Origin of the sequence: Candidatus Pelagibacter sp. IMCC9063, assembly GCF_000195085.1 — a bacterium.
In the GTDB taxonomy this organism is placed as follows: Bacteria; Pseudomonadota; Alphaproteobacteria; order Pelagibacterales; family Pelagibacteraceae; genus IMCC9063.
In genome coordinates, this window is the sequence record NC_015380.1 from 765,904 (window position 1) to 784,059 (window position 18,156).

Annotated in this window: 18 protein-coding genes, 1 tRNA gene, 1 pseudogene and 1 riboswitch; of the genes and pseudogenes, 15 read left to right on the plus strand and 5 right to left on the minus strand. The window is 33.1% G+C overall.

Annotation, left to right across the window (positions count from 1 at the left end; genetic code table 11):
* Window positions 1-82: 82 nt before the first annotated feature.
* The 11 genes from SAR11G3_RS04040 to SAR11G3_RS04090 all read left to right on the plus strand — a co-directional run bounded on the left by SAR11G3_RS04040 (window position 83) and on the right by SAR11G3_RS04090 (window position 11,453).
* Window positions 83-1,759, plus strand: coding sequence for a DEAD/DEAH box helicase (locus SAR11G3_RS04040; RefSeq protein WP_013695503.1), 1,677 nt, complete (start codon window positions 83-85; stop codon window positions 1,757-1,759).
* 204 nt (window positions 1,760-1,963) lie between these two features.
* Window positions 1,964-2,962: a phytanoyl-CoA dioxygenase family protein gene (locus tag SAR11G3_RS04045; RefSeq protein WP_013695504.1), complete on the plus strand. Its 999-nt coding sequence runs from the start codon at window positions 1,964-1,966 to the stop codon at window positions 2,960-2,962.
* Window positions 2,959-3,879, plus strand: coding sequence for a class I SAM-dependent methyltransferase (locus SAR11G3_RS07000; RefSeq protein WP_013695505.1), 921 nt, complete (start codon window positions 2,959-2,961; stop codon window positions 3,877-3,879). The genes SAR11G3_RS04045 and SAR11G3_RS07000 overlap by 4 nt, the downstream gene beginning before the upstream one ends.
* Window positions 3,876-4,799 carry an L-histidine N(alpha)-methyltransferase gene (egtD, locus tag SAR11G3_RS04055; RefSeq protein ID WP_013695506.1) on the plus strand — a complete coding sequence of 308 codons (924 nt, stop codon included), beginning with the start codon at window positions 3,876-3,878 and terminating at the stop codon, window positions 4,797-4,799. Before SAR11G3_RS07000 ends, egtD begins: the two co-directional genes overlap by 4 nt.
* A 109-nt stretch (window positions 4,800-4,908) precedes the next feature.
* Window positions 4,909-4,985: transfer RNA gene (locus tag SAR11G3_RS04060), tRNA-Met, on the plus strand.
* A gap of 265 nt (window positions 4,986-5,250) precedes the next feature.
* Window positions 5,251-6,090, plus strand: coding sequence for a glutaredoxin domain-containing protein (locus SAR11G3_RS04065; RefSeq protein ID WP_013695507.1), 840 nt, complete (start codon window positions 5,251-5,253; stop codon window positions 6,088-6,090).
* Window positions 6,091-6,169: 79 nt separating this feature from the next.
* On the plus strand, window positions 6,170-7,537 hold the full coding sequence (locus tag SAR11G3_RS04070; protein WP_013695508.1) for a lyase family protein: 1,368 nt from the start codon (window positions 6,170-6,172) through the stop codon (window positions 7,535-7,537).
* Window positions 7,538-7,620: 83 nt separating this feature from the next.
* A complete protein-coding gene (locus SAR11G3_RS04075) occupies window positions 7,621-8,595 on the plus strand; it encodes a Bug family tripartite tricarboxylate transporter substrate binding protein (RefSeq protein ID WP_013695509.1) in 975 nt (324 codons plus the stop codon).
* Window positions 8,596-8,641: 46 nt separating this feature from the next.
* A complete protein-coding gene (locus SAR11G3_RS07900) occupies window positions 8,642-9,070 on the plus strand; it encodes a tripartite tricarboxylate transporter TctB family protein (RefSeq protein WP_013695510.1) in 429 nt (142 codons plus the stop codon).
* Window positions 9,067-10,560, plus strand: a complete 1,494-nt coding sequence (locus SAR11G3_RS04085) for a tripartite tricarboxylate transporter permease (protein ID WP_013695511.1) — start codon at window positions 9,067-9,069, stop codon at window positions 10,558-10,560. Before SAR11G3_RS07900 ends, SAR11G3_RS04085 begins: the two co-directional genes overlap by 4 nt.
* Before the next feature lie 218 nt (window positions 10,561-10,778).
* Window positions 10,779-11,453 carry a hypothetical protein gene (locus SAR11G3_RS04090; RefSeq protein WP_013695512.1) on the plus strand — a complete coding sequence of 225 codons (675 nt, stop codon included), beginning with the start codon at window positions 10,779-10,781 and terminating at the stop codon, window positions 11,451-11,453.
* 5 nt (window positions 11,454-11,458) lie between these two features.
* On the opposite strand, the gene SAR11G3_RS04095 is transcribed toward SAR11G3_RS04090, so the two are convergent.
* From SAR11G3_RS04095 to SAR11G3_RS07910, 4 genes and pseudogenes are all read right to left on the minus strand, one after another.
* Entirely contained in the window at window positions 11,459-11,650 is a 192-nt protein-coding gene (locus SAR11G3_RS04095) for a hypothetical protein (protein WP_041862360.1), read from the minus strand.
* 40 nt (window positions 11,651-11,690) lie between these two features.
* Window positions 11,691-11,903: a hypothetical protein gene (locus SAR11G3_RS04100; protein WP_013695514.1), complete on the minus strand. Its 213-nt coding sequence runs from the start codon at window positions 11,901-11,903 to the stop codon at window positions 11,691-11,693.
* A 23-nt stretch (window positions 11,904-11,926) separates the two neighbouring features.
* Window positions 11,927-11,979: riboswitch (Glutamine riboswitch) on the minus strand.
* 98 nt (window positions 11,980-12,077) lie between these two features.
* Window positions 12,078-12,692: a pyridoxamine 5'-phosphate oxidase family protein gene (locus SAR11G3_RS07905; RefSeq protein WP_202795013.1), complete on the minus strand. Its 615-nt coding sequence runs from the start codon at window positions 12,690-12,692 to the stop codon at window positions 12,078-12,080.
* 9 nt (window positions 12,693-12,701) lie between these two features.
* Window positions 12,702-13,568: pseudogene (locus SAR11G3_RS07910) on the minus strand (NAD(P)-dependent oxidoreductase); the annotation flags it as partial.
* 77 nt (window positions 13,569-13,645) lie between these two features.
* Between SAR11G3_RS07910 and SAR11G3_RS04110 the strand changes: the two are divergent.
* Window positions 13,646-14,818 (plus strand): MFS transporter, encoded by a 1,173-nt coding sequence (locus SAR11G3_RS04110; RefSeq protein ID WP_237697281.1) that lies wholly within the window; start codon window positions 13,646-13,648, stop codon window positions 14,816-14,818.
* A 36-nt stretch (window positions 14,819-14,854) separates the two neighbouring features.
* Window positions 14,855-15,331 (plus strand): DNA-directed RNA polymerase subunit omega, encoded by a 477-nt coding sequence (gene rpoZ / locus SAR11G3_RS04115; RefSeq protein ID WP_013695517.1) that lies wholly within the window; start codon window positions 14,855-14,857, stop codon window positions 15,329-15,331.
* A gap of 4 nt (window positions 15,332-15,335) precedes the next feature.
* Here the strand turns inward: rpoZ and SAR11G3_RS04120 are convergent, their stop codons facing one another.
* The gene (locus tag SAR11G3_RS04120) at window positions 15,336-16,478 is read right to left on the minus strand and encodes a CaiB/BaiF CoA transferase family protein (protein WP_013695518.1); all 1,143 of its coding nucleotides are present in this window, start codon (window positions 16,476-16,478) and stop codon (window positions 15,336-15,338) included.
* A gap of 113 nt (window positions 16,479-16,591) precedes the next feature.
* Here SAR11G3_RS04120 and dctP point away from each other — a divergent pair, with 113 nt between their 5' ends.
* Both dctP and SAR11G3_RS04130 read left to right on the plus strand, forming a co-directional pair.
* Window positions 16,592-17,602, plus strand: coding sequence for a TRAP transporter substrate-binding protein DctP (dctP, locus tag SAR11G3_RS04125; protein ID WP_013695519.1), 1,011 nt, complete (start codon window positions 16,592-16,594; stop codon window positions 17,600-17,602).
* 51 nt (window positions 17,603-17,653) lie between these two features.
* Entirely contained in the window at window positions 17,654-18,151 is a 498-nt protein-coding gene (locus SAR11G3_RS04130; RefSeq protein WP_013695520.1) for a TRAP transporter small permease subunit, read from the plus strand.
* Window positions 18,152-18,156 lie beyond the last annotated feature (5 nt).

Here is an 18,156-nt window from a genome sequence, read left to right on the forward strand (position 1 = left end):
ACGAATCATTTTCTTTAATTGATTGACTTACCCTTTGTTCACTATATCAAACAGCCATTAATAGTATTTATAAAAAACCTCTATGCAAAATTTTCAAGAATTGAATTTAAATAAGAATCTTAATGCTTCTTTAGTTAAAATGAAGTTTGATACTCCTACACCAATTCAAATAAAATCGATTCCAATTATTTTAGAGCAAAAAGATATTTTAGCATCTGCACAAACAGGCACTGGAAAAACAGCAGCATTTTGTATTCCCATGATTGAGATGATTGCTACCAAAAAAATTAATAGAGCAATTATTTTAGTTCCTACACGTGAGCTAGCAAAGCAAGTTAACGATGTTATCGAAAAATTATTATTTCAACAGAGTGTTATTAAAAGTGTTTGTTTGGTAGGCGGAGAGCCCATGAACAAACAATTAAGAAGATTAAAAACTAAGCCACAAATAGTAGTGGGAACTCCAGGTAGAGTGAATGACCACTTAAAAAGGAAATCTTTACTATTAAACAAAGTGGATCTTTTAATTTTAGATGAAATGGATCGAATGTTAGACATGGGTTTTAGTATCCAAATTGATGAAATTATTAAATTTCTGCCAAAACAAAAACAAACTTTAATGTTTTCGGCAACGATCGCACCTTCTATAGAAAGACTATCTAAAAAATATTTAAATAATGCAGAGAGAGTAAGCGTTGCTGCAGCCAATGCTACATTGATTACTATTAAGCAAGAAGTCATTAACTTAAGACAAGAAGATAAATACAATACTTTAGTTGAGCAAGTAAAAACAAAACACGGATCCACGCTAGTATTTGTGAAGACAAAACATAATGCAAAAAAATTAGCCAAAAATTTAGAAAAAGAAGGATTTGAATCAGACTCTTTGCATGGAAATTTAAGACAAAATAAAAGAAACCAAGTTATTGCTAAATTTAGAGCAAATAAAATTCATGTCTTAGTTGCAACAGACATTGCTGCGAGAGGATTGGATATTCCTCATATTGAGCATGTAGTAAATTTTGATTTACCTCAACAAGCAGAAGATTTTATTCATCGCATGGGAAGAACCGGAAGAGCAGGAGCGAGCGGCACTGCCTGGAGTTTTGTAACACCAAGTGACAAGAGAAAATGGCACGAAATTGAAAAAATTTTAAATCCTGGATTAAAAAGTTCATCCGATTCAAAACGATCAGGTGGACGTAGAGATGATTATAGCAAGAAGAGACCTTTTAAAAGAGGCGGACCTAGAGATGGGTTTCGTTCTGATAAAGGTGGAAAATCCAGTTTTCGCGATAAGAAAAAAACTAGCTTTAGAAGAGATGATAAAAAAGAGAGTAGCTTTAAAAGAAGTGATAAAAAAGATTTCTCAAGCAGAAAACCAGCTGAGTTTAGATCTGAAGGAAAAAAATCAAAACCAAAAAACGCAGGGTATGGAAGAAAAACACCTTCTAGCGATAGACCTAAAAGAGGAAATGGCTTTGGCAATAGAGAAGATAGAGCACCTTCTTTTAAGCCTAGATCTAGTAGTAAAGAAAGTTTTGCAGAAAAAGGTAAGTCAGACTTTTCTGAGAAACGAAAAAAAGGCAGTGGTTTTCACGATAGAAAGAAAGCTGGTTTTAAAAAATCTGAAGGTAAATTTCCAGGAGAAAAAAAAGGGTCTTTTGATAGAAAATCAAAAGGTGGAAAATCCTCTGTTTCTCGCAAAAAGAGTGGATTTAAACCTGGTGGCAAAAAAACTTTTAAAAAAAAATTTTAGTCTCACTTTAAATTCTTTATAATAAACAAAAGTCACGAATTATATTTTTCACTAAGTATTTGAAGTGATTAAGAAGCGGTCAAATGACGTTTAAGCGTCCATAATAATTTGAATTATTACTCACTTTTTTTGAAAACCCGTAAATGAATAACCCATGTCAAAATGCTCTTTTACTAATAAAAAAAAACTATAATGTTGTTCTAAATGACAAGCTCTAATGACAATCTAAATTCTAAAATATCTGATGTTACCGATATCAGCAAACCATGGGATAAGAACAATCAGGCCTGGTGGGACTGGTATGTTAGTCTTGCAGATAACGATGTTAAAGAAGATGAAATCATTAATGCCGATCCCTTACCAGATATTGCAATACCCAGTGATGATGAAGTTGTCTCAGAATTAGCTGAGCCCTACCATTTAGCTGATGACCAAATTAATTTTTTTAAAAAAAATGGTTTCATAAAACTTAAGAAGGTTTTCTCACCCGGGGCCGTGCTAAAACTTCGAGCTGAGTTAATTAATTTATTAAAAGAAGAGTTTAAGGTTGATCCAGATAAAGAAGCGCATGACCGTTTCCTTAGTCTTGAAATGATTTGGCCTGACAACCCAATCCTTCGTGCTTACGTACTATCACCGCGTCTAGGGCAAATTTCAGCAGATCTCCTTGAAGTACCAGCTGTTAGACTTTATCATGACAATGTACTAGCTAAACAAGCTGGTTGTGGTCGTACCCCATGGCACTTTGACGATCATCATTTTCCGCTAGATACTAATGACGTAGTTACCGCTTGGGCGCCAGCACAGCCAATTCCTCTTGAGATGGGACCACTCTCTTTTGCCTATCCACTTGATGTCCACGAATTAGTTAACGCTGTTACGTTTGAAAAGACTGGTACTGGATATGACCGTGGGGTCTCAGATATATTTTCAAAAAATAATGTAAGTGTGAATGAAACCCCATTTGAACTGGGCGAAGTTAGCTTTCACCATAATTTAAATTTTCATACCGCTTCACGCAACCGTACTAATCGTAGCCGAGTGGCTCTAGCCAATACCTATTACCGAGATGGAGCGAGAGTAGTTAATGCACCTACGATGGTCTCTGGTGACTGGCAGAAATTTATGCCCAATGTCAAACCTGGAGACGTAGCCGCTAGTCCACTAAATCCAATTTGTTGGCCAGTTAAAGACAAATCATGAAAGCTATAAATAGTCAGAAGGGACTAAATTCAATCTGGACTGATAGTCTTTCTCGTAATTTATGTCCTGATGGCAATGCTTTAGTTGATCATTTAAGAACTGTCCACCAAGAACATACTGGATTTACAGAAGCATGTGCAAGTTCTTGTCGTGATGAAACTGGACGTAATAGTTATGAATGGCTAGCTGAACTTGTGCCTGATAATGAGGGTTTACGTGTATTAGATCTTGCCTGTGGGTCAGGGCCATTATTAAAAATCTTATTTGATCGCAATAAAAATTTAAATTTAAAAGGTATAGACATGTGTCCTGAAGAATTGGTATTAGCTAAGACTCGTCTTATAAACAGCGGAGTTAATCTCATTGAATCAAAAGCACAAAATTTGACAGCAATCAATAATAACTCTATCGACATAGTGTTATGTCATTGGGCTTTAACATTAATGGACCCGATAGGTCCTGTGTTAGATGAAGTCAGACGAGTTTTAACTCCTGAGGGTCGGTTTGCAGCATTAGTTGATGGGCCAATGAATACAGCACCTGGCTACTCAGAGGTACACGATTTAATTTATAGCTATGTTCAAGAAGAAATACCTAGTTATGGAGAGATTGATTTAGGTGATCCAAGAATACGAGGATCTGAAAGCCTAAGCAATCTTGTACACAAGACTTTTCCAGAAGCATATGTAACTATCGAAACAAATGTTGTCTCTATGGAGGGACCAGTTACGCAAGTAGCTGAAATTGCAGCAGGATTTTTCTATGCTGCATTTGTCTTAAAGTCAGAAAAAAGAAAATTAATGATTACAAGTCTATCTAACTTACTTGCAATATCCAAAGAAAGCACTGATGGTGAAAGACAAGGACGATTTTCAATGCCAATTAGTCGTCTTTTAGTTATGCCTGATATAAAATGAAATCTTTTTTAAAAGAAGCAAGTCTCGGTTTAAGTAAGAAAAACAAGAAGTTAAGTTCTAAATGGTTTTATGACTTTCATGGATCAAAACTTTTTGAACAAATTACTAAGTTAGAAGAATATTACCCAACACGAACAGAAAGAAAAATTTTAAAAGATAATAAAATTGAAATTGCCAATAGGATAGGTAAGAGCGCAGTTTTAATTGAACCTGGAGCTGGAGACATCAAAAAAATAGCTATTTTTCTTAGCAACTTAGATAAGCCAAAAAAATTCATACCCTTAGATATTTCTGAAGATTATATGACCAAAATATCTCAAAGTTTTAAAAGGAAATTTCCAAAAGTAGCTATTACTCCAAAAGGGTATGACTTTTCGGGAAATAACAAACTACCTTTTAAGATTAATTCATCGGAAAATATAATCATTTTTTTCCCGGGATCAACCATTGGTAATTTTGAAAAAAAAGATGCTGTTAAATTTTTAAAAATGCTTAAATCAAAATTTAAAGCAAAAAAAATTATCATTGGTGTTGACTTGGTTAAAGATATTCCTACTCTAATTTCCGCTTACGATGATAAAAAAGGCGTAACTGCAAAATTTAACAAAAATATATTACAAAGAATAAACACTGAATTGGGTGGAGATGTAAACTTAAATTCCTATAAACATTTAGCGATATACAATAAATCAAAAAAAAGAATTGAGATGAGATTAAAATCCAAAAATAATAACACTATTAGAATCAATGGTTCAAAATATTTAATTAAAAAAAATGAAGAGATTCACACCGAGAATTCTCATAAATACACGATTAAATCCTTCAAAAACTTAGCTAACGAAGCTGGATGGAAAATTGAGAAAACTTGGGTTGATAACAAAAAACTTTTTAGTGTTCACTGTTTAAATCTAGCTCTATAGGCACCTCTATCAACGCGTATCCAATCTGGGCACAGTTGTTGACACAGATTCAGAGAAGATTATTATTCACTTAGATAGAATATTTGATATATAGGTTCACGTTTCAAGTGGCGGGGTAGCTCAGGTGGTTAGAGCGCAGCACTCATAACGCTGAGGTCGGCAGTTCAAGTCTGCCTCCCGCTACCAAAACTTCTTTCATACTTAGCTAATTTTTAATTGTATTTAATCTTTATCAAACCTTTATTGTGACACTGGCGCGACATGATTTATTCAACCGTAAGTAGGAGTTGCTAGTATAAAATTCATATTTAACCACTCTTTCTAGCTATTCAAATATTACATATTTTAGGGTAATATTTTTTAAACATTTAAGTAAAAATATTTTTTTAATTTTATCTTCTACTAAAAAAACTCACAGAAGAAGGTAAGTAACGTTGAATAAAAATTTTCTATGAAAGAAGAAGTTGTAAAAGTATATTGGCAACCAGGTTGCTCCAGCTGCCTCAAGACTAAAGAATTTCTTATGGACAATGGAGTTCCATTTAAATCTGTAAATGTACTAGAGGACAAAACAGGCTTCAAAGACTTAGAAAGATTTGGGGTTAAAATGGTTCCTATTGTCGCCAAAGGAGATGCTTGGGCAAACGGAGCTGTATTCAGGGATGTCGCCAAAGTTGCAGGCTTTGATTATAAAGCACATAAAATGCTTGAGCCAAAAATCATGGTGGATAAGATAATCAAAATTAATGAAGCCGCCTTTAGATATTTGGAACAAATACCTAATGAAAAACTTGACACTTTGCTTCCTGGTCGTCCAAGATCTTATAGGCAATTAGTTTATCATATTTTTAATATCCAAGATGTGTTTTTAAGAAGAGTAGAAGATAATGCACTTTATACTTATGAATCTTTGTTATCAATTTTACCTAAGGAAATGAAAACCAAAAAAGATTTAGCCGATTATGGAAGCAAAGTTAGAAAAAATTTTTTAGAATGGTGGCACAGAGATGGAGTAACAACTGACTTTAAGCAGCCAGGAAAAGTTTATTATGGAGAGGTAATTTTACATGAAGTTTTGGAAAGAACAGCCTGGCATAGTGGGCAGCATACTAGGCAAGTACTTTTAATGCTAAAAGAGAAATTAAATTTAGTACCAAACGAGCCAATTGAGGATGTAGTATTTCAAGGCCTACCTATGCCAAAAAATATATGGGATAACGAAAGGTCTTTTTCAGAAGGCTCTTATTCAGGCCAGGCTTTATCTAGCGTTGAAGATTTTAAAAATTTATAAAAGTCTAAATGAACTTAAAAAAGCATTGGATTAATAGTAAAAAGTTTATAATAAAAGTGAACTTTATGGCACTTTTAAAATGAAAAAAATCCCAATTGAAAAAATTAAAGAAATTTTTTCCAAAAAAAATATACTTTCTAGTTATCTGCTTGTCGAAAAAGAAATGGCTCTTGCACAGAGTGAATTAAAAATAATTCCAAAAAAATCAGCTATAGAAATTAGCAAAAAATGTAACATCAAATATTTTAATTTAAAATTTTTTGAAAAAGATTTAAAGAAAACTAAGGCCCCAATAGTTTCTTTAGTAAATTTTATAGTGAAATTGTGCTCAGAAGAATCTAAGAAATATGTTCATTATGGAGCAACAACACAGAATATTACGCAAGCTGGATCAGCTCTTCTGATGAGAAAATCTCATATTCAAGCAATGTATAGAATGTCAGATTGTTTAAAGACTTTATCTAAGTTATCTTTCAAGTTTTCTAATCAACCAATGATCGCAAGAACTAATGGACAGCATGGCATGCCTATGACCTTCGGTTTTAAAATATCTGAATGGACGGAAGAAATTTTAAGATTTGAAGAAAGATTTGAAGAAATTGAAAAAAGATTATTTATACTTGTATTTGGTGGGGCAGTAGGAGCAATGCATTCGTTCAAAAATAAAGGAGAATCTCTTTATAAAAATCTAGCTGATCGGCTAAACTTACAAAGAGTTGAGGTTCCGTCTAGAGTAATTATAGACAACATAGCAGAATATACATTTTTATGCAGCCATCTGGCTGCTGCTTTATCAAATATTGGACGTGAATTAAATTTTTATATGCGAGATGAAATTCAGGAAATTTCTGAAAATTTACCCGAAGGTACAGTCGGTAGCTCTACCATGCCACAAAAAATTAACCCAAAATATGTTTATACCTTCGTGGCTTTAGCAGAAGATTTGGCTAGCTACACCTCAAGAGGTAATGCAATGATGTCTATTCAGAATGAGGGTGATTTAGCAATGAATCAGTTTCAAAAACAAACAATTCAAGAAATTTTTCCAAAATTAAACATTTTATTAGAAGAATTTAATAACTTGCTAAATGTAATTAGAATAAATCGAAAAAAAATGAATGACAATTTAGAAATTACCAAAGGTTTAATTAATTCTGAAAATATTGTCATGTCTATCGCCCCTATCTTAGGTAAGCAAAAAGCTTATAAAATTTTACACGAAATTGTAGATGAAGTTAGACTTAAAAATAAGAATTATCAAGAAGCTTTAAACTCCAACAAGGATATAAAAAAAATTCTATCTAGAAAAAAAATAATTGAATTAACGGACTCTAAAAAAAATATAGGTAATAGTAGAAAAGTCTCATTAAAAATGTCAAAAATAGCAGAACATAGGTCTTCTAAATTATGTTCTAGATTAAATAAAATTAATCAAGTTACGAAGTAATATACATCTATTTTATATTTTTTTTTGTTTTAAAATCTACTCAAATCTATTATCATAATATAAATAATAAAAAGGGGAGATAAATGAAAAATTTAATTAAAATAGTATCGTTATTTACTTTATCATTTTTTATTCTTGGAAATCAGGCTTTTGCTGAATTTCCAGAAAAAGAGATTAAAGTAATTGTAAACTATGGAGCTGGTGGTGGAGTTGATCGTACTGCTAGATCATTACAGAAGTTTTTACCAAAAGCATTTGGTAAGACAGTCATTGTTGAAAATCACAAAGGAGCAGGTGGTAAAATTGGATTGAAAAAATTTATGGCAGAGCCTAGGGATGGCTATTCTATTTTGACAGCCTTTGCACCAGCTACAACTTATGTTAAATTCAAAGACTCCAAGGTTTTTAAAACCGATGATCTTGATATAATCAATATTCAATGGGTAGATCCTGCTATTATTTATGCAAGAAAAGATACTGGCTGGAAAAATATTGATGATATGATTAAGGCTGTAAAAGCCAATCCGGGCAAATACTCATTTGGTTCAAGCGGAAAAGGTTCTGTAGGACCAGTGCTGTCTAGAGTTTTGTTTAAAGAACTAGGACTGGATGTTAAAATGGTACCTTACAAAGGTGGTGGAAAAACTAGGAAAGCATTTATTGCTGGTGAAGTACATATGTCAGCTGCTGGATCTGGTGGAGCATTAAAAGCCAAAAAACATGCAGTAGTGCTTGGAGCATTTATGAAGGGCAGCGTTCCTGGATGGGATAAAGCTCAACCTATAAATAAGTTATTAAAAAAATATGGATATAAAGTAAAGGTTCCGTATGGAGGTGCTTACAGATTTCATGCATTGCATAAGGACGTTAAAAAAAACTATCCGAAAAGATATAAAAAAATTATATCTGCCTATAAAAAAACTACCAAGTCAAACAAAGACTTCATAGCTTTTGCTGACAAAACAAAAGTTGGTAGAGACTGGTTAGGTCCTAGAAAGTCAAATAAATTGTACAGAAAAGTCGATAAAGAATTTACCGACATAATGAGTAAATATTAAATACATTGTAATTTAAGGGGGTTGAAAAACCCCCTTTAATAGCTAAATGAAAATTGTAAAAAAAATTTTTAACGAATTTAATTTTTTTATAATTCTTGCAATTTCCTGGTCATTTTATTTTTTAAATAGCACTTTAAAGCTCGAGGAGGGTCCAGAAAGTGTATTGCTAATCAAGCCCCTTTTTTATTTTTTTGTAGGTATATCTATTTTTATTATAATTGAGAGTGTTGTCAAAAACTTAAATACCAAAAGTCAACTATTTGAGCAGAAAAAAATATACTTTCTGATAACTGTATTACTATTTTTCTGTGGCCTAAATTTATTTGGATATTTAATTTCAACTTTTTTTTTCTATATTATTCTAAGTTACTTATTGGGATTTAGAAATAAATTCATTTTAATTCCCCCATTTCTTGCACTGACAATTGTTTATTTTTTTTTTCATAAGCTTTTAAAAATACCTTTGCCATTATGATAAATTTTGGAGATTTAATGGAGGGTGTTGGTCTTTTAATATCTTGGAAAATGCCCTTGGCAATTTTTTCTGGGATGTTGCTAGGTTTAATTATTGGAGTTATTCCTGGTATGACAGCTGCTTTAGGTTTAGCTATTATTTTACCACTAACACTTTCTTTAGATGCCTTAACTGCTCTAATATTAATGACATCGGTTTATACTGGTAGCTTAACAGGGGGGGGGATTTTAGCTATTTTAATTAATACACCAGGAACACCTGGGGCTGTTGCCACAACGCTCGATGGTTATCCAATGACTAGAAAAGGATTACACAATGAAGCACTGGGGTTACAAATTTCATCTTCTGTAATAGGAGGTTTTCTATCATATCTTGTATTACTTTTTGCAATTGAGCCAATGACCTGGTTGGCTTTAAAATTTGGTTCTTCTGAAATGTTAGCATTAACAATATTTGTAATTGTTTTTATAGGTATTCTCCAAGGAAAATATCTTAGCAGAGCAATATTTGCAGGCGTGTTTGGCATTCTAGTTTCTAATATTGGTACTAGCGTTTCAACCGGTGTTGCAAGAGGAACTTTTGGTTTTGCAGAACTTGAAGATGGGGTTCCTTTAATTATTTGTATTATAGGTATGTTTGCAATTCCAGAATTGCTCTCATTGGTCAATAGAAAATCAATATCTGATGAGGATGTACAAAAAGAACATAACATCCAAGATTTGTTTAAAGGGATATACAAAGCTATTAAGAAAGTTAAAATTTGGTTAACTGGAAGCATTGTTGGTATTTTTGTAGGTGTTTTACCTGCTGCGGGTGCAGCTATAGCTTCCTTATCTAGTTATTCACTTGCAAAAAAGTTTTCAAAAAATAAAGAAAATTTTGGAAAAGGTGAGCCAGACGGGGTTGTTGCGGCAGAAAGTGCAAACAATGCATCTGAAGGAGGATCAATGGCTATATTGCTTTCTCTTGGTATTCCTGGAAGCGCATCTACAGCTGTTATTTTAGGAGGTTTTATGTTGCACGGCTTGGTTCCAGGTGGCGGGTTGTTCAGAGATAATGGGCCTTTAGTTTATGGCTTAATAGTTGGGAATCTTTTACAAATGATTTTTTTGGGTTTTTTTGCAGCTTTCATAGCTTTTTATGTTGGAAAAATCGTCAAGGTAAAGTCCTACTTGCTTGTTCCACTTTTAATTATCCTAATGTCCATAGGCTCATTCGCTTATAGAAATTTAATTTTTGATGTTTATATACTTTTTATTTTTGGTATCATTGGATGGTATCTTAAAAAATTTGAATTTACGCCTTTAAGTTTTATGATTGGTCTTTTTTTAGGAAGACAAATTGATGAGGACATTGAAAGAGTAATAATTTTATTTTCAGACAATCCTTTAAAAGTTTTCGAGAGTACAATTACTTCTGTAATAACTTTATTTACAGTTCTTTCTTTGTGCTATTATTTTTTCTTTAAAAATAAAAATAAAAAAAATTGACCCAAATTACTTTCCATAAGAACATCTTGAGTAATAGTTAAAAAACAGATGGAAATGATTATTCCAACACTATTTTGCTTCGTTCATAGAGTGTCTTTCCTTCCTAGGTAAATAATGTTGATATATAAGCAAAAAATACCCTTGAAGAAAATTTTACAACTGTAAGCTTATAGTAAGAGAGGTGCAATCTATGTTATATTTACGTAGAAATTTTAATTATGAATTTTATTTTTATTTTTATTGTAGGTATTATTGCAGTTCAGCAGCTACCTAATAAATCTACACAGATTGCTGAAAATAAGGAACTAAAATTAATTGTAGCCAATCCTATTTCTGAAAAAAAAATTGAACAAATTGTTAAATTAGTATCACCTAAACAAGAAGTAGTTCAAAAAGAATCCAAACCTGTACCACCTAAACAAGAAGTAGTTCAAAAAGAATCCAAACCTGTACCACCTAAACAAGAAGTAGTTCAAAAAGAATCCAAACCTGTACCACCTAAACAAGAAGTAGTTCAAAAAGAATCCAAACCTGTACCACCTAAGCAAGAAGTGATTAATCAAGAAACTGTAAAATCAATAAGCTCGATCGAAAAAGCAGTGAGTTACTTCTCTCAATATTATCTAATTGGTCTTGTCCTTGCCGCTGTAGCTTATGTCTATTTTAGAACAAGAAAAAAAATAACTCTAAAAGAAATTCTGAACAAAGAAGAATTTAAATCTGAACCTTCAGCAAAACCAACAACCGCAGAAGAATTTAAATCTGAACCTTCAGCAAAACCAACAACCGCAGAAGAATTTAAATCTGAACCTTCAGTAGAACCAACAATTACAGAAGAAGTTAAGTCTGATTCTCAATCACCAGAATCATCCGACGAAAAAGAAAAGAAATAAATATTCTAGGTAGCGCCCATATCTTGACCACAGCACATAGGAGATTTAATTTTTCCTTGGCATTTGGGACATTTAGATATTTGAATTTTTGTTCCATTGTTATCTAAGCTATCATTAACAAGAGGCTCATTACTGCAGTTAGCGCATGTTGCATTAACTGCCATGTTACATTTTTGGCATGTATATGTTGCTGTCATAGTTTCTCCGTTATTTTTTAATAATAATTTTTGCTTTTAACTATTCTGTTTCTTCCAAATTATTATTATATTTTTGTGAAAAATGTCCAAGCACTTTTCCTTTGTGAGGACCATTTTTTACCACGTACCCTGAAGTGCCATTTCCATTTATGGAAACTTCTTTTCTAGCTCTAAACAAAGCATTTGCTTTTTCTTTAGAAGCTTTTTCTTTTCCGTACGTTTCTATTAGTTTTGTGTGTCTTTTATCAGTCATTACACCCTCCTTATTTTAAGTTAGGTGCGTTCCTTCGCTTTCGCTACTTCCGTCTTTTTAAAAAAAGATGAACGTTGCGAATATGTTACTCACATTCAATCTTTTTCACAAGAGATAAAAATCATTTGAAAACACCTCTTTTTCTGTAGAGGAAAGTTGAATATTAGCGTGGTTTTAAGGAGTTACCCAATGAGCTTTGGAGTCGTTGTTGCCCAATTCAATTTTGGCTCTTCTATGACCTTTCGATGCTAAATACAGCCATTCAAAAGAATGAATTTTGCTTTCTATTATGGAAAAATTTTCATACCCAGACTCACTTTCTTCCTTTGGAACATTTTTCCCAACATATTGCTCTGGTATTCCAGAAGTTGGATCTTCGCTTGTTGTTCCTGGGGCATTAGTTGCTAAATAGCATTTTCTACTAATTACTTGAGTTCTCTCCCAAACCTCTTTGGTCAGATCATCCTTATAATGAATAGCGGCAGTACCTGCGGCTCTCACCTGAATTTTTCTCTCTTTATTATAAAAAAGAAAATAGATTTGATTGTTATTTTTAATAAATTTTATTTTGTCCGATCTAATATCTGTATGAAATCTTAATGTATTTTTATCTTTAAAAGCTCCGCGCAACACTACAATTCTAGCATCGGGTCCCTGTTTAGAATTAAGAACAACAGCAGGAAGTCTAAAGTCTTCATTTCTATCTGTTACACCTTTAGAAAGTAGAGTCCATATTTCATCAAGGATTAGATTCTTGTTGTTATAAAATTCAGGATCTTCTTTGCTCATATTATTTTTTTTTGGTAATAATGTGATTAAGCTAGAAGTATCAAAACGGTTTCCGCCTTTTTTTTGCACTTCTGCATAATATTTATCTATGACTTCGGTGATAGGAAGTGTAGAGCCATTGCTCTTTGCCTCTTCCATAGCAATAGATAAATCTTTTCTCATCCAATCAACAGCAAAACCATAGTCAAACTTATCTGTGATCATTGTTTTGTAACGATTTTCCATTTGCCATGATTGCGCAGCTCCTTTGGAAATAACTTCGATTACATCTTCCATATTTAATCCTGCATTCTGACCAAATCGAATAGCTTCTGACAAGCCCTGAACTAATCCAGCAATACAAATCTGATTAACCATTTTAGCAAGTTGACCGCTTCCAGAGTTTCCTAATAATTTCATTTTTTTAGAATAGCAATCGATGATGGATTCTGCTTGTTCAAAATGATTTTGTTCTCCACCAATCATTACTGTTAGCGCACCATTTTCAGCTCCGGCCTGGCCACCCGAAACTGGAGCATCAAGAAAACCAAATTTTCTTTTTTTTGCTTCTTCGCTTAGCTCTCTTGCAATCTTTGCAGAAGCAGTAGTGTTATCTATAAAGATAGCTCCCTCTTTAACGTTATGAAATGCACCATGCTCACCGATAGTTATTTCTTTTAAATCATTATCATTACCCACACAGGTAAAAACAAAATCAGAATCTTTTGCAGCTTCTTTGGCTGTAGAAGCATGTTTTCCACCATATTCACCAACCCATTTTTCTGCTTTCGCAGTCGTTCGATTATAAACCGTTACATCGTGACCGGCTTTTGCTATAAATCCTGCCATCGGATATCCCATGACTCCTAAACCTATGAACGTTACTTTTTTTGACATTCTTTTCTTCTATTTTTTAAATGTTTAATTATCAATTCGTTAAAAACAATTCTAGATTTCTTTTATTCGGGTTCATTTTGACATTTTGTTCCAGCTTTGGTCAAACTTTTTTTATTGGTATTTTTAATCCTTATATAAGAGAAGATTTAAGCTTAAGTCATTCTGAATTTGGTTTAATTTATTCGTTGGCTACTCTTTTAAGTAGCTTTTCCTTAATATGGGTAGGAAAAAAAATTGATGACTTTAAAATCATTTATTTTGCCATTACGGCATGTATATTTCTAGCCTTTTCTAGTTTTTTTTTAACCTTGGTTACCAATATTATTCTTTTATTTTTTGCAATATATTTCCTTAGACTGTCAGGGCAGGGATTGATGACTCATACTGCGAGTACTTCTATGGCTAAATTTTTTGACTTAAATCGCGGTAAAGCTCTTAGCATTTCTTGGCTAGGACTGTCCTTAGGGGAAGGTTTTCTACCTTATTTGATAATTTTTCTTATGAAGTTTTATTCTTGGAAAATAGTTTGGCTAGGGATTTCTATTTTCGTTTTGTGTTTAGTAGTTCCTTCCGTTTTTATTATCTTAAAATCATATCAAGATGGAGCTACTGAAGTTTCTGATCGTAAAAAAAAAGACGAGGCTAATCCCACAATTAAAAACTGGACAAGATCAGAAGTAATACGTGACTCAAAGTTTTATTTTTTACTTCCTGCTGTATTAGGGCCTGGTTTTCTATCAACAGGAATTTTTATTAATCAAATCTATATTTTCGAGAGCAAACAATGGTCGATGCTGTTATTAGCCCAAGGATTTACTTTATATGCAATCGTAGGCGTAATCACGTTGGCTGTTTCTGGTTTTTTAGTTGATCGTTTTTCTGCTATTAAAATTTTACCTTTTTATTTGTTACCGACCATGGGTGCTTATTTTTTGGTAATTACAAGCAGCTGGGCCTTTACCCCAATTGTTATGATGACTTTAATTGCGATGACCAATGGCACTTCTAGTGTTTTGTTAACCTCTACTTGGTCAGAAATCTATGGAACTAAGTATTTAGGTGGAATTAGATCTGTCACCATCTCCTTCTTTGTTTTTTCTACTGCAATTGGCCCTGTATTGTTTGGATACTTGATTGATCAGCAATTCACTATTAATCAAATATTTTCAATGATGTTGGGTTACTTAATTTTGGCTAATGCTTTGTTTTTGTTCAAATTAAAAGACTACCAACCTGTAAAAATTGCTTGATTTTCAAGTCTAAAGTCATTAGAAGACCTCAACTTTATGGCACGTGTAACAGTAGAAGATTGTTTAGAGCAAGTTGATAATCAGTATGATTTGATCATTCTAGCTAAAGAAAGAACTTTGCAAATTGGTGCGGGGGATAAGCCTTTAGTAGATGAAGACAATGATAAAAAAACTGTAATTTCACTGAGAGAAATTGGTGATAAAAAAATCGATATTAAAAATTTAAATAATGCAACGGTTGATCGTGCTAGAGATCATCCAGAGGACGCAACAGTACAAGAAGATTTTGATGCTCCAGAAGGAGACGAGTTTGAAGCAATTTATAAAGGTGAAGTATCTAAATCTGGACAAGCAATTTTACCATCCAAAAGATCAAGAAAAGTTCCTGTAGCTTCTGCAGCCGTAGCCGATGATGCAGATGAAGGAGATGATAGTGACAATGATAACGTATCTGAAGATATCGTAGATCAAACTACTGAAGCAAATCCTACTGAAGACAAACCTTCAGAATAATTTCTTACCCAAATTCTTTTAAAATTTTATCGCGGTGCTGATCAAGGTCAGGTATTTCGCCTCGAGTTGATTTGTCTTCATAATTAGACATTTTAATTGGATTGCCTGCCATTTTAAATTTTCCAATTTTATTATGATTTGCGCTTACAATCATATTTCTAAATTCAATTTGAGGATTCTCTACCGCTTCTTTAATATTATAAATAGGTCCACATGGAATCTTCTTTTCAGTAAATAAGGAAACCCAATCTTCTGTTGTTTTATCTTTCAATTTAGATTCTATAATTACTTTCAATTCATCTATATTTTTATTTCTAGATTGATTATCCTTAAATTTTTCTTGCTTATAAGAGTCACAATTTAAAACTTCACACATTCCTTGAAATAATTTTTCATTTCCAGCTGCAATAATGATGTGGCTATCTTTTGTTTTGAACGCTTCAAAGGGAGCAATGGAGGGATGACGTGACCCCATTGGCTGAGGAATTTCTCCTTTAGATAAATATCTTGCGATTGCATTTTCTAATATTGCAATTTGACAATCTAACATAGAGACATCTATGTGACTTCCTTTCCCAGTTTTAGTTCGATCAAACAATGCAGCGTTCACTCCAATCGCAGTAAACAATCCAGCAGTAATATCTCCAATGGAAGTTCCTACTCTAGTTGGTTCGCTATTCGGCTGACCCGTAACACTCATGAGACCACCCATCCCTTGAACCACCATATCGTATGCAGGAAGTTCCTTCATTGGACCTGTTTGACCAAATCCAGATGCAGATGCATAAATAAGTTTTGGATATTTATCTTTTAAATTGTTCCAGCCATATCCCCATTTTTCCAAGGTTCCAGGTTTAAAGTTTTCAACAAGAATATCTGCTTTTGCTAAAATTTTTTCAAATATTTTTTTATCTTCTTCGTTCTTTAGATTTAGAGCAATACTTTCCTTTCCTCTATTTAAAGACATAAAATATGCTGATTGCTCTTCTACAAAAGGACCAAATTTTCTTGAATCGTCTCCAATTTCAGGGGCTTCTACTTTAATTACCCTTGCTCCCAGATCTGATAAAACCATTGTACAATAAGGACCCACCAGTACTCTGGTCAAATCCAAAACTAACAATCCTTTTAGGGGTCCATCGATCATATTTTTGTCTTTTTATACACAAATGATTGAAATTTATAGTCAAATAAGGTGTTTTAATAAATTGATTATTCGGTTAGATTTACCAACTTAAATTTAACTAACAGGGAAACAACATGAAAAAAATAATCGTACTTTTTAGTACAGCAGTATTTCTTTTCACGTCTGCGGGAATGTCTTTTGCGAAAACGCTAAAAGCAAGTCACCAATGGCCTGGAACAAAGAATGCAAAAACAGGCAAGTATGACGCTCGTCACGAAATGGTGCAAATCATTGCTGATGAAATGAAGAAAGCAAACGTTGGTATAGATGTTAGAGTTTATCCAGCTAAGTCTTTATACAAACCAAAAGAGCAGTGGAAACCTATGACTACTGGACAGCTTGATATTTCGGCTTTCCCTTTAGCATACGCTGCTAAATTTCACCCAGAATTTGATATTACTTTGATGCCTGGAATTGTGAAAAATCATAAACATGCATTAGCAATTAACAAGTCTCCATTTATGGATACTATCAGAAAAATTATGGATGACGCAGGCGTTATCGTTTTATCTGATGCTTGGTTAGCTGGTGGATTTGTTTCTAAAAAAAATTGCATCACAGATCCTAGTACAGTTAAAGGACAAGTATTTAGAGCTGCAGGAAAAGCATTTAATCAAATGTTAGAAGCTGCAGGAGCTGGTATTCAAGGAATGCCTTCTTCAGCTATTTACAACGGTCTTCAAACTGGAGTATTGGATGGAGCAAACACTAGTTCTGGAAGTTTTGTATCATACAGAATTTACGAACAAGTTAAGTGTGCTACACCTCCAGGAAAATACGGATTGTGGTTTATGTATGAGCCAATTCTAATGTCTAAACAATCTTTCAATTCATTGAATGCAAAACAACAGAAAGCATTAATGAAAGCTGGAAAGAAAGCTGAAAAATTTATGACAAAATCAGCTGCTAAATTAGACTCAGATATGGAAAAAGCTTACAAGAGTGCAGGTGTTAAACTAGCTTACATGACTAAAGCAGATCATGCAGCTTGGGTAGCATTAGCAAAAAAATCTTCGTTTGCTAAATTTGTAGAAAAAGTACCGACTGGACAAAAGTTAATTGACCAGGCTTTAGCGGTAAAATAAATAATTGAAATTAATACCCCTGCCTTGTAAGAGGCAGGGGTATTTTTTTATATGATCGATAAATATTTAGAAATCACAAAAAAGATTGCTACTGCTTGTGGTGTGTTTGCTGCGGCAAGCATCATGCTATCTATTGTTATTGTTACAGAGTTAGTATTTGAAAGATATATATTTGGAAATGCTATTACCTGGCAACCAGAGCTTGTCACACACTTACTTGTTGCCTCTACTTTTATTGGTAGTGCTTATGTTTTTGCGGAAAATGGTCATGTGAATATGGACTATTTTTATACTTTTTTAAGTGAAAAAGGAGTTACGATTCTAAAAATTTCAACCTCCTTACTTTGTTTAATCTTTTTTTTAGTTTTACTTTATGTCTCTTACGAGATTGTTTCAGAAGCCTTTCTTAAAAATTATGACACAGGAACTGTTTGGGGTCCTCCACTGTGGATACCTTACTCATCAATGTTAATTGGAGCAATGCTTATGACTATGGCTTATGTCGGAGAGCTTTTGAAACTTGGTAGAAGACTGAAGGAGTTAAGTTAATGATT

Excerpts from the sequence above, each read along its gene's own strand:
- SAR11G3_RS04040 (WP_013695503.1), top strand. The coding sequence starts at position 83 with ATGCAAAATTTTCAAGAATTGAATTTAAATAAGAATCTTAATGCTTCT.
- SAR11G3_RS04045 (WP_013695504.1), top strand. The coding sequence starts at position 1,964 with ATGACAAGCTCTAATGACAATCTAAATTCTAAAATATCTGATGTTACC.
- SAR11G3_RS07000 (WP_013695505.1), top strand. The coding sequence starts at position 2,959 with ATGAAAGCTATAAATAGTCAGAAGGGACTAAATTCAATCTGGACTGAT.
- egtD (WP_013695506.1), top strand. The coding sequence starts at position 3,876 with ATGAAATCTTTTTTAAAAGAAGCAAGTCTCGGTTTAAGTAAGAAAAAC.
- SAR11G3_RS04065 (WP_013695507.1), top strand. The coding sequence starts at position 5,251 with ATGAAAGAAGAAGTTGTAAAAGTATATTGGCAACCAGGTTGCTCCAGC.
- SAR11G3_RS04070 (WP_013695508.1), top strand. The coding sequence starts at position 6,170 with ATGAAAAAAATCCCAATTGAAAAAATTAAAGAAATTTTTTCCAAAAAA.
- SAR11G3_RS04075 (WP_013695509.1), top strand. The coding sequence starts at position 7,621 with ATGAAAAATTTAATTAAAATAGTATCGTTATTTACTTTATCATTTTTT.
- SAR11G3_RS07900 (WP_013695510.1), top strand. The coding sequence starts at position 8,642 with ATGAAAATTGTAAAAAAAATTTTTAACGAATTTAATTTTTTTATAATT.
- SAR11G3_RS04085 (WP_013695511.1), top strand. The coding sequence starts at position 9,067 with ATGATAAATTTTGGAGATTTAATGGAGGGTGTTGGTCTTTTAATATCT.
- SAR11G3_RS04090 (WP_013695512.1), top strand. The coding sequence starts at position 10,779 with ATGAATTTTATTTTTATTTTTATTGTAGGTATTATTGCAGTTCAGCAG.
- SAR11G3_RS04095 (WP_041862360.1), bottom strand. The coding sequence starts at position 11,650 with ATGACAGCAACATATACATGCCAAAAATGTAACATGGCAGTTAATGCA.
- SAR11G3_RS04100 (WP_013695514.1), bottom strand. The coding sequence starts at position 11,903 with ATGACTGATAAAAGACACACAAAACTAATAGAAACGTACGGAAAAGAA.
- SAR11G3_RS07905 (WP_202795013.1), bottom strand. The coding sequence starts at position 12,692 with ATGAGCAAAGAAGATCCTGAATTTTATAACAACAAGAATCTAATCCTT.
- rpoZ (WP_013695517.1), top strand. The coding sequence starts at position 14,855 with ATGGCACGTGTAACAGTAGAAGATTGTTTAGAGCAAGTTGATAATCAG.
- SAR11G3_RS04120 (WP_013695518.1), bottom strand. The coding sequence starts at position 16,478 with ATGATCGATGGACCCCTAAAAGGATTGTTAGTTTTGGATTTGACCAGA.
- dctP (WP_013695519.1), top strand. The coding sequence starts at position 16,592 with ATGAAAAAAATAATCGTACTTTTTAGTACAGCAGTATTTCTTTTCACG.
- SAR11G3_RS04130 (WP_013695520.1), top strand. The coding sequence starts at position 17,654 with ATGATCGATAAATATTTAGAAATCACAAAAAAGATTGCTACTGCTTGT.